The sequence below is a fragment of the Vibrio sp. V12_P9A6T4 genome (genome assembly GCF_963874835.1).
Classification (GTDB): Bacteria; Pseudomonadota; Gammaproteobacteria; order Enterobacterales; family Vibrionaceae; genus Vibrio; species Vibrio anguillarum.
In genome coordinates, this window is sequence record NZ_CAWNJO010000063.1 from 18,913 (window position 1) to 28,439 (window position 9,527).

Annotated in this window: 6 protein-coding genes; 4 read left to right on the forward strand and 2 right to left on the reverse strand. The window is 47.8% G+C overall.

Translation table 11 applies throughout. The annotated features are described in order from the left end of the window. Positions 1-116: 116 nt before the first annotated feature. Together AACQ42_RS10815 and AACQ42_RS10820 are read left to right on the forward strand one after the other, a co-directional pair. Entirely contained in the window at positions 117-923 is an 807-nt protein-coding gene (locus tag AACQ42_RS10815) for an AraC family transcriptional regulator (protein ID WP_176429684.1), read from the forward strand. Positions 924-996: 73 nt separating this feature from the next. After that, positions 997-1,656, forward strand: coding sequence for a LysE family translocator (locus tag AACQ42_RS10820; protein WP_069212055.1), 660 nt, complete (start codon positions 997-999; stop codon positions 1,654-1,656). Between the two features lie 783 nt (positions 1,657-2,439). On the opposite strand, the gene uvrD is transcribed toward AACQ42_RS10820, so the two are convergent. Both uvrD and prlC read right to left on the reverse strand, forming a co-directional pair. Then, complete coding sequence (gene uvrD / locus AACQ42_RS10825) at positions 2,440-4,614, reverse strand: DNA helicase II (RefSeq protein WP_013855687.1); 2,175 nt, start codon at positions 4,612-4,614, stop codon at positions 2,440-2,442. A 156-nt stretch (positions 4,615-4,770) separates the two neighbouring features. Continuing rightward, positions 4,771-6,813 (reverse strand): oligopeptidase A, encoded by a 2,043-nt coding sequence (gene prlC, locus AACQ42_RS10830; RefSeq protein ID WP_094165818.1) that lies wholly within the window; start codon positions 6,811-6,813, stop codon positions 4,771-4,773. 205 nt (positions 6,814-7,018) lie between these two features. On the opposite strand from prlC, the gene AACQ42_RS10835 reads away from it, so the two are divergent. Together AACQ42_RS10835 and gorA are read left to right on the forward strand one after the other, a co-directional pair. Continuing rightward, on the forward strand, positions 7,019-7,858 hold the full coding sequence (locus AACQ42_RS10835) for a 23S rRNA (adenine(2030)-N(6))-methyltransferase RlmJ (RefSeq protein WP_017045941.1): 840 nt from the start codon (positions 7,019-7,021) through the stop codon (positions 7,856-7,858). 110 nt (positions 7,859-7,968) lie between these two features. Beyond that, complete coding sequence (gene gorA, locus AACQ42_RS10840) at positions 7,969-9,327, forward strand: glutathione-disulfide reductase (RefSeq protein ID WP_176429685.1); 1,359 nt, start codon at positions 7,969-7,971, stop codon at positions 9,325-9,327. Positions 9,328-9,527: the final 200 nt, after the last annotated feature.

Below are 9,527 nucleotides of genomic sequence, written 5' to 3' on the forward strand. Positions count from 1 at the left end.
GATTGTTTATTCCCCTCGTTCGTCAAAGCGATCGAGGGTTCTGTGATCATTTTTTACAAGACAGTGGCGACATGGCTGGCTAAGCTTGCATTATTCAACCCTAAATTTTGGTCTCTATGGATAAAGTGAGCTACAGCCAAACGGCCTATCCTGCGATCGGTCTGATTGATGCAGACTATCGTCAGTTTGCGTTTGATCGCCACTACCATCTTGATATTCATATTGGCCTTATCACTCAAGGAACACAGCGCTTCTACCACCAAGGCGCTTGGCATCAGGTACAACGGGGCGGCGTAGTTCTGATGTCGCCAGATGAACTGCACGATGGGCAAGCGCACAATAGCTCTGGCTACCAAGTGCAAGTGTTTGCTATTGAACCTACTTGGCTACAGCAAACCTTAGAAGCCAAGCAGATTGAACAAGTGCTGGGTTTTGAGCAGTTAATAGTCGATGACGCGCCACTTTTTTGCTCACTGCTGCAACTTCATCACACCATGAAGCAGGATAAGCTCAGTCAACTCGCTAAAGATTGCTTACCCTACCAAGGGTTCACACCTTTACTTGAACGCTATAGCCACTTGAAACTGCCGGAGGTTAAACCGCTTGGCCAGCGCAACCTCGCCACGCTGAAAGAGTGGGTACTCAGTCAACTCGACCAACCAATCCGCCTTGAACAACTCGCTCAGCTTTGTCAGCTTTCACCCACTCAGTTTCAGCGCCATTTCAAGGCGCAAACGGGCATCACACCTTATGCGTGGTTATTGCGTTTACGTTTAGAGCAAGCGATGAAATTGTTGAAAACCGGCACCTCTAGCACTGAAGTCGCCTATCAAGTCGGTTTTTATGATCAAGCCCATTTCAGTAAGGCGTTCAAAGCAACCTTTGGCCTGCCCCCCTCCGCCATCAATCGCACACTTTACTAACCAAACTGTCAGAAATTTACAAGGCAAGTACGTTTTCTCCACGCATACTCACCGTAAAACATGAGGAGAATACATGAACGAACTTTCCATATTGGCCACATTGGCTGGCGTACATTTTATGGCATTATTAAGCCCCGGCCCAGATGTGGCACTGGTGGTACAAAATGCCACCCGTTACGGTCGCAGAACCGGAGTTTTTATTGCGCTAGGGTTATCATGTGGCATTGTCATTCACTCATTGCTTAGCCTCACAGGGATAAGCTATTTGGTGCATCAACAACCCGCACTGTTTGCGATGGTGCAACTGGCCGGCGGGGGGTATTTATTCTATTTAGGCTTGGGCGCACTCAAATCCATCTACACAACCTGGCGATCGCCACAAGCTGTCGGAGTCAACAATGAGCGCTACAAGCTGATCGAAAATCAACGCCAAGCCTTTTCCCGCGGTTTTATCACCAATATTTTTAATCCAAAAGCTTTGGTCTTTTTTATCAGCTTAATGTCGAGTTTAGTGCCTGTGGGGATGTCCTTTTCAGGTAAAGGTATCGCCTTGCTGATTCTTTGGGGGCTCTCTTTTATGTGGTTCTCAACCTTGGCGTGGATGCTCTCCACCGCCCGCCTACAAAAACGTTTGCAATCACTCACTGTGTATATTGATGCGGTATGTGGCATCATTTTTACGCTCATCGGTGGACTTATTTTATTGCAAGCGCTGCTTAGCCTTAGCCATTGATGCAGCGATTCGCGCCCATTTTTGTGCGAGATCTCTTACAAACGAGTGAGCAAATATCGCTTTTTGAGTAGGAAAATCAACACCAAAAAACCTAAACAATTGATTTTAAATAAAATAATAACCAGCTAGAGAAACCCTTTGCGAAAAAAGAGTTTCTCTAGCATTGCCGATAAATTAGAGATGGGTAATATGAACCTTGTCGGAAGGATTCTGACACGGAACAGGAAAGCACCACGGATTGGTCATCTTCAGGATGAAGAGACGACTGCTCAGGATGAATGGTCGGCACGGAAAGCAAATTGGACATTGAATGGACGCAATAGTAGCTAGGATGGTTACTACTAAGGAAAGACGATGGACACCTCTGGACGAGGCAAGGACTGAACATCAGGATGATGTAAAGGACACCGCTCAAGGAACAAGTGAAGCGCGCTAACGTGGATGGTTAGCAGACTAGGAAGTCACCAAGGACACCGCTAGGAAGGCGAAGAACGGATTAAGCTGACGGAATTCAGCCACTATCATGGATTTGATGCATGGAGCACTTTCGTAGCTGGATTGCTGCAAGTAAGACTATAACCCCGCAGGGCGCAAGCCCTCGGGGTTTTTCTTTTGGATCGGATAAGCATATGAGTTATCCAGCTTTCATATCTTGAACGGCTAGGTTAGGTATTTGGTTTAAACAACGCCATAAACACCCCTCCCGGCCTCCCCCTCAAAGAGGGAGGAGAACAATCCAACCATCTCAGCAAAGAAAAGTACCCTTCCTTTGTACAAGGAAGATCATAGTTTCTCTAGCTTGGCATAAGCAGTCACTAGCCATTTAATGCCTTCACCGTTAAAAGCGACTTGCACTCGACTTTGCGGGCCACTACCTTCGAAATTAATGATGGTGCCTTCACCAAAAATAGGGTGTTTCACGCGTGCGCCCAAGCTAAAGCCCGTCTCGTTAAAGTTCTCTTTGACCGCTGTTTGACTAAAACGCCCGGCACTGCTTGGTCGGCTCACTTGCGCTTTCATACGCACTTCATCAAGGCAGTTTTCTGGCAGCTCACGGATAAAGCGTGACGGCTTATGGTATTTATCCTGACCGTATAAACGGCGAATTTCAGCGTAAGTAATGTAGAGCTTTTGCATGGCGCGCGTCATTCCGACGTAACACAAACGGCGCTCCTCTTCCAATCGCCCCGCTTCTTCGGCCGACATTTGGCTAGGGAACATGCCCTCTTCAACGCCAACCATAAACACCAACGGGAACTCTAACCCTTTCGCGCTGTGCAGTGTCATTAACTGTACGGCATCATCAAATTCGTCAGCCTGCCCTTCGCCCGCTTCTAGCGCTGCGTGGGTTAAAAAGGCCGTCAACATGCTCATCTCATCCGCTTCTTCTGGCTTTTCAAATTGGCGTGTTGCGGTGACTAGCTCTTCCAAGTTTTCAATTCTGGCTTTGGACTTTTCACCCTTTTCAAGCTGATACATCTCAAACAAGCCAGAGGTTTTGATTACATGGTCGGTTTGACTGTGTAACGGCATCTCAGCGCTATCATCTTCAAGGGCATTGACCAGTTCAATAAACCGGCTTAATGCGCTTGCCGCACGTCCTGTGAGCACTTTTTCTTCCAACAGTACAAGGCTCGCTTGCCACAAGGTACAGCCGCGATCTCGCGCCGCAAAACGAATGGTTTCCAGCGTTTTATCACCCAAGCCACGCGGTGGCGTATTTACTACTCGTTCAAAGGCCGAATCATCATTGCGGTTAGACATCAAACGCAAGTAACTTAACGCATCTTTGATCTCTTGGCGCTCGAAGAAGCGCATGCCGCCGTAGATACGGTAGGGCAAGCCCGCTTGAATCAAGGCTTCTTCCAAAACACGAGATTGGGCATTGTTGCGATAAAGCATCGCACAATCCTCTAATGCGCCGCCTTTGTCTCGCCACTCTTTGATTTTATTGACGGTGAAACGCGCCTCATCAAGATCGTTGTAGGCCGAATAGATAGAAATTGGCTCGCCTTCGCTGCCATCTGTCCAGAGCTCTTTACCCATTCGCTCGGTATTGTTCGCGATCAGTGCGTTCGAGGCTTGCAAAATGGTTTTGGTTGAACGGTAGTTTTGCTCTAAACGAATGGTATTAACGCTCGGAAATTCCTGCGTGAATTTTTCGAGGTTTTCAATTTTGGCACCACGCCAGCCATAAATGGACTGATCATCATCACCGACGATCATCACGTGGCAATCGCGCCCAGCCATCATGCGCAGCCACGCGTATTGGATGTTATTGGTGTCTTGAAATTCGTCGACCAAGATGTGTTTAAAGCGCGCTTGATAATGTTCACGAATGTGCTGCTTATCACGCAACATCTCGTGGCAACGCAGCAAAATTTCGGCAAAATCAACCAAACCAGCGCGATCACACGCCTCTTGGTACGCGGAATAAAGCTGCAAATAGGTTTGAGTCACGGGATCGCGGTACGCATCGATGTGCTTCGGACGAAGACCTTCATCTTTTTTACCGTTAATCCACCAGCACACCTGGCGCGTAGGCCACTGCTTCTCATCTAGGTTTTGTGCTTTGATTAAGCGACGCAGCAAACGCAGTTGATCTTCAGAATCGAGGATCTGAAAATCCTCAGGCAGGCGAGCGTCAAGATAGTGAGCGCGTAAAATACGGTGGCAAATACCGTGGAAGGTACCATTCCACATGCCCGATGCACTGCCCATCATCAACTCTTCAATTCGGCCACGCATTTCCGCCGCCGCTTTGTTGGTAAAAGTCACCGACATGACTGAAAAAGGCGAGGCGTTTTCAACCGAGATAAGCCAAGCAATGCGATGCACCAATACTCGGGTTTTACCACTCCCCGCTCCGGCAAGCACCAGCAAGTTTTCTAAAGGCGCAGCAACCGCTTCGCGCTGTTTATCGTTGAGACCGTCGAGTAAGAGAGAAGGATCCATCATGGCTAAGCTACTGGTTATTTATACATAATTGCCCAGATTATAACCTCAAATCGCGGCAAGATGCTCGTCTCTATCACATTTTTCTGGGCATTCAAAAATGAAAAGCCCACCGTAAAGGTGGGCTAATTCGAGCTTCATCGCATTTTAAGCGCGTGACTACGCGGCGATCCCCGCATGACGCAGCAACGCATCAATTTGCGGCTCGCGGCCTCTAAAGCGTTTAAATAACTCCATCGGCTCTTCACTACCACCCATTTCAAGGATGTTATTCAAGAAACTTTGCCCAGTCTGTGGGTTAAAAATCCCCTCTTCCTCAAAGCGAGAAAACGCATCCGCCGAAAGCACTTCTGCCCATAAGTAGCTGTAGTAACCTGCGCTGTAACCGCCAGCAAAGATGTGGCTAAAGCTGTGTGAGAAACGGTTCCATTCAAGGCTTGGTAACACGGCCACTTTCTTTTTCACTTGGGCGAGAGTTTCCAACACTTGCGGGCCTACTTCGGGATCGTAAGTGGTGTGCAAGGTGAAATCGAACAAACCAAATTCAAGTTGGCGCAAAATAAACATCGCTGACTGGAAGTTTTTCGCCGCGAGCATTTTATCGAGCATTTCTTTCGGTAGCGGTTCACCCGTTTCGTAATGACCTGAAATAAACGCTAACGCCTCTTCTTCCCAGCACCAATTTTCAAGGAACTGACTTGGCAGTTCAACCGCATCCCACGGTACACCGTTGATGCCAGATACCGCACCCACTTCAACTTGAGTCAACATGTGGTGGATCCCGTGTCCAAACTCATGGAACAAAGTGACCACTTCATCATGAGTAAATAACGCAGGTTTATCACCGATTGGGCGATTAAAGTTACAGGTCAAATAAGCCACTGGGGTTTGTAGCTCGCCATTTTGAGTGATACGGCGGCCACGGCAATCATCCATCCACGCGCCACCACGCTTATGTTCGCGCGCATACAGGTCGAGATAGAAGCTGCCACGCAGTGATCCTTTCGCATCAAAAATATCGAAAAAACGCACCGATGGATGCCAAATATCAACCCCAGAGCGCTCTTTGACGCTCATGCCAAATACGCGGTTGAGCACTTCAAATAGGCCGCTCACCACTTTCGACTCTGGGAAATAAGGGCGCAGCTCTTCATCTGAAATATCAAACAAGTGCTGTTTCTGTTTTTCGCTGTAGTAAGCGATATCCCACAACTCTAGCGTGGTCACGCCAAACTCTTGCTGCGCAAATTGACGCAACTCTTCAACTTCACGCTCACCTTGCGGTTTCACTTTGGTGGCTAAATCATTTAAAAACCCTAACACTTGATCGGGCGTTTGCGCCATTTTGGTCGCCAGTGATTTTTCACTGTAGGTATTAAAACCGAGCATACGGGCTATTTCATGACGTAGTTTGAGCTTCTCAGCGATGATTTCGCTGTTATCCCACTTGCCCGCATTTGGCCCGCGATCCGAGGCACGCGTGACATACGCTTCATAAAGCTCTTTGCGCAGAGCTTGGTTATCACAATAAGTCATCACTGGCAGATAAGAAGGAATGTCGAGCGTTAATAAATAGCCATCGAGCTCTTTGGCTTGCGCTGCCGCTTGTGCAGCTGCTAATGCCGATTCTGGCATGCCCGCTAATTGATTGGCTTCGGTAATGTGCTTGGTCCAGCCCATCGTGGCATCCAGTACGTTATTAGAGAACTTAGAACCCAACTCAGATTGACGTTTACTGATCTCGCCGTACCGTTTTTGCTCTGCCAATGGCAAGCCGATACCCGATAGCTCAAAATCACGCAGTGCATCATTGATGGTTTTTTGCTGCGCTTGAGAGAGCGAGGAAAAAGTATCGCTGGCTTTCATGCTCTTATAGGCTTCAAACAGGCCTTTATGTTGCCCAACCCAAGTGCCGTATTCAGACAGCAGCGGCAAACAGCTTTCGTACGCATCACGCAGTTCATCGCTATTGAGCACGGAATTAAGGTGGCTCACTGGCGACCAAATGCGGCTTAAGCGATCATCCACCTCTTCAATGGGTGCAATCAAGTTTTCCCATGTTGGGGTGCTATTGCCAGCAAGGCGTTTTTCAATTTCGGTGCGGCAATCTTCTATCGCTTTCTCAACCGCAGGCTTCACATGCTCTGGCTTAATGGCGGAAAACGGCGGTAAATCCGTGAAAGTGAGAAGTGGATTAGACATAAAACATTCCTTTTAAGTTAAGACGCGCCTGCACGTTGATGCATTTCTCTGCAACAGTCACTGATTGTTTCACGGCAACCGTCGATTTTGTTTATCTGAAATAGTAAATATAGGTAGGTTCAGCAATTTTCAATAGTGGCGTATAATCAGCCAATACGTTTGATTGATGAAACACACTCCATTTGGGGTGTTTTGAGAGCCTATTTTGCTAAGTTATCGCCACAGTTTTCACGCGGGCAACCACGCGGATGTATTAAAGCATATCGTACAAAGCCTTATCCTCAATGCATTACAGCAAAAAGAGAAGCCTTTTGTTTATCATGACACCCACTCTGGCGTGGGCCGTTATGACTTGACCCATGAATGGTCAGAAAAAACCGGTGAATATAAACAAGGGATTGCTCGTATTTGGCAACAAAATGTAACGCCACCCGCCATTCAAAGCTACCTTGAGGCAGTAAAAGCACTCAATGAAAGCGAAGAGTTACGCTACTACCCCGGCTCACCGCGCGTAGCGCGTGCTCATCTACGCGCGCAGGATCGTATGGTGCTCACTGAATTGCATCCGAGCGATTACCCTTTGCTCGAGCAAGAGTTCCACCGAGATCGTCAGGTATCGATTTACAAAGAAGATGGTTTCCAACGCTTAATCGGTAGCCTGCCACCGAAAGAGCGTCGCGGCTTAGTGTTGATCGATCCCCCTTACGAATTGGCCAAAGAGTACAGCGATGTCGTAAGAGCCATTGCCCAAAGTTATAAGCGCTGGGCGACGGGTATCTACGCCATTTGGTATCCCGTAGTGAATCGCGACACCATTGAGGACTTGCTTGAAGGGCTGGCAAGCCTCGGTATTCGCAAAATCTTACAAATTGAATTGGGCGTGTCGCCAGACACCCATGAACGTGGCATGACCGCTTCAGGCATGATAGTGATTAACCCACCGTGGACACTGGAAGGGCAAATGCAGGAAATTTTACCGTTTCTTCAGCAAGCGATTGCCCCGGTAACCGGTCATTTTAAAGTCGAATGGGTTGTACCAGAATAAACTGACCCAATCTATCAAAGAAGTAGAGAACCTTTTTCGCCTTGCTATGGTTGCCAACACCGTACAAAACCAAGGTCAAATAGGATGAAAAAAGAATAATGGAGAAAGTAATGACAACGCATTTTGATTATATCTGTATCGGTGGTGGCTCTGGTGGTATCGCTTCAGCGAACCGCGCGGCAATGTATGGTGCGAAAGTCGCACTGATTGAAGCCAAAGACCTTGGCGGCACTTGTGTCAACGTCGGTTGTGTTCCGAAAAAAGTGATGTGGCATGGCGCGCAAATTGCTGAAGCAATGCACCTTTATGCCAAAGATTACGGCTTCGATGTCGATGTCAAAGGATTAGATTGGTCAAAACTGATTGAGAGCCGCCAAGCGTATATTGGCCGTATTCATCAATCATATGACCGCGTATTGGGCAATAATAAAGTGGAAGTGATCCGCGGTTTTGCACGCTTTGTTGATGCAAAAACCGTAGAAGTAAACGGTGAACACTACACAGCAGACCATATCCTGATTGCCGTTGGCGGACGCCCAACGATTCCGGCGATTCCAGGGGCGCAATACGGCATTGATTCCAATGGTTTCTTTGACTTGACCGAACAGCCTAAACGCGTCGCGGTTGTGGGCGCAGGTTATATTGCGGTTGAAATCGCGGGCGTACTCAACGCACTCGGCACTGAAACGCACCTTTACGTGCGCAAAGAATCACCACTGCGCAGCTTTGATCCCATGATCATCGAAACACTCACTGAAGTCATGGCGGCGGAAGGCCCAACATTACATACTCATTCAGTGCCAAAAGAAGTGATCAAAGAAGCCGATGGCAGCCTGACTCTACACCTTGAAAATGGCCAAAGCCAAAACGTTGATACGCTCATTTGGGCAATCGGCCGCCACCCAGCAACCGATGCGATAAACCTAGCAGCAACGGGTGTGGCAACTAATGCACAAGGTTATATTAAGGTTGATGAGTACCAGCAAACCAACGTCGCGGGCATTTACTGTGTCGGCGATATCATGGAAGGCGGTATCGAGCTCACACCAGTTGCCGTCAAAGCAGGCCGTCAACTTTCAGAGCGCCTGTTTAATGGCAAAACCAATGCGAAGATGGATTACAAACTGGTCCCGACCGTGGTCTTTAGCCATCCGCCAATCGGCACAATTGGCCTCACAACGCAAGAAGCCCAAGCGCAATATGGTGAAGATAACGTCAAAGTGTATACCTCTAGCTTCACGGCCATGTACACCGCCGTCACCTCTCACCGTCAACCATGCAAAATGAAACTAGTATGCGCTGGCCCTGAAGAAACCGTTGTTGGCCTACACGGCATCGGTTTTGCGGTTGATGAAATGATTCAAGGCTTTGGCGTAGCCATGAAAATGGGCGCAACCAAGGCCGATTTTGATTCAGTTGTGGCAATACACCCAACGGGTAGTGAAGAGTTTGTTACCATGAGAAACTAAATATTCTTTATCGTAAAATAGCAGCGAGTCATAAGCCGCCTCGCTGCTGTTTAAATTACGAATAGATATATCGCAATGAAATATAAAAATAAAAAGTAATATTCCTCAATCTACTCTTTCTGAATTGAGGCTTCTAAGTTATAAGATTCGTATATCCTAGTAATCTCTCCGGAACACGCATTTCAGCTAAAATACTCTCT

Bases quoted from the DNA above. Each gene is read 5' to 3' on its own strand.
- AACQ42_RS10815 (WP_176429684.1), top strand. From the start codon at position 117: ATGGATAAAGTGAGCTACAGCCAAACGGCCTATCCTGCGATCGGTCTG.
- AACQ42_RS10820 (WP_069212055.1), top strand. From the start codon at position 997: ATGAACGAACTTTCCATATTGGCCACATTGGCTGGCGTACATTTTATG.
- uvrD (WP_013855687.1), bottom strand. From the start codon at position 4,614: ATGATGGATCCTTCTCTCTTACTCGACGGTCTCAACGATAAACAGCGC.
- prlC (WP_094165818.1), bottom strand. From the start codon at position 6,813: ATGTCTAATCCACTTCTCACTTTCACGGATTTACCGCCGTTTTCCGCC.
- gorA (WP_176429685.1), top strand. From the start codon at position 7,969: ATGACAACGCATTTTGATTATATCTGTATCGGTGGTGGCTCTGGTGGT.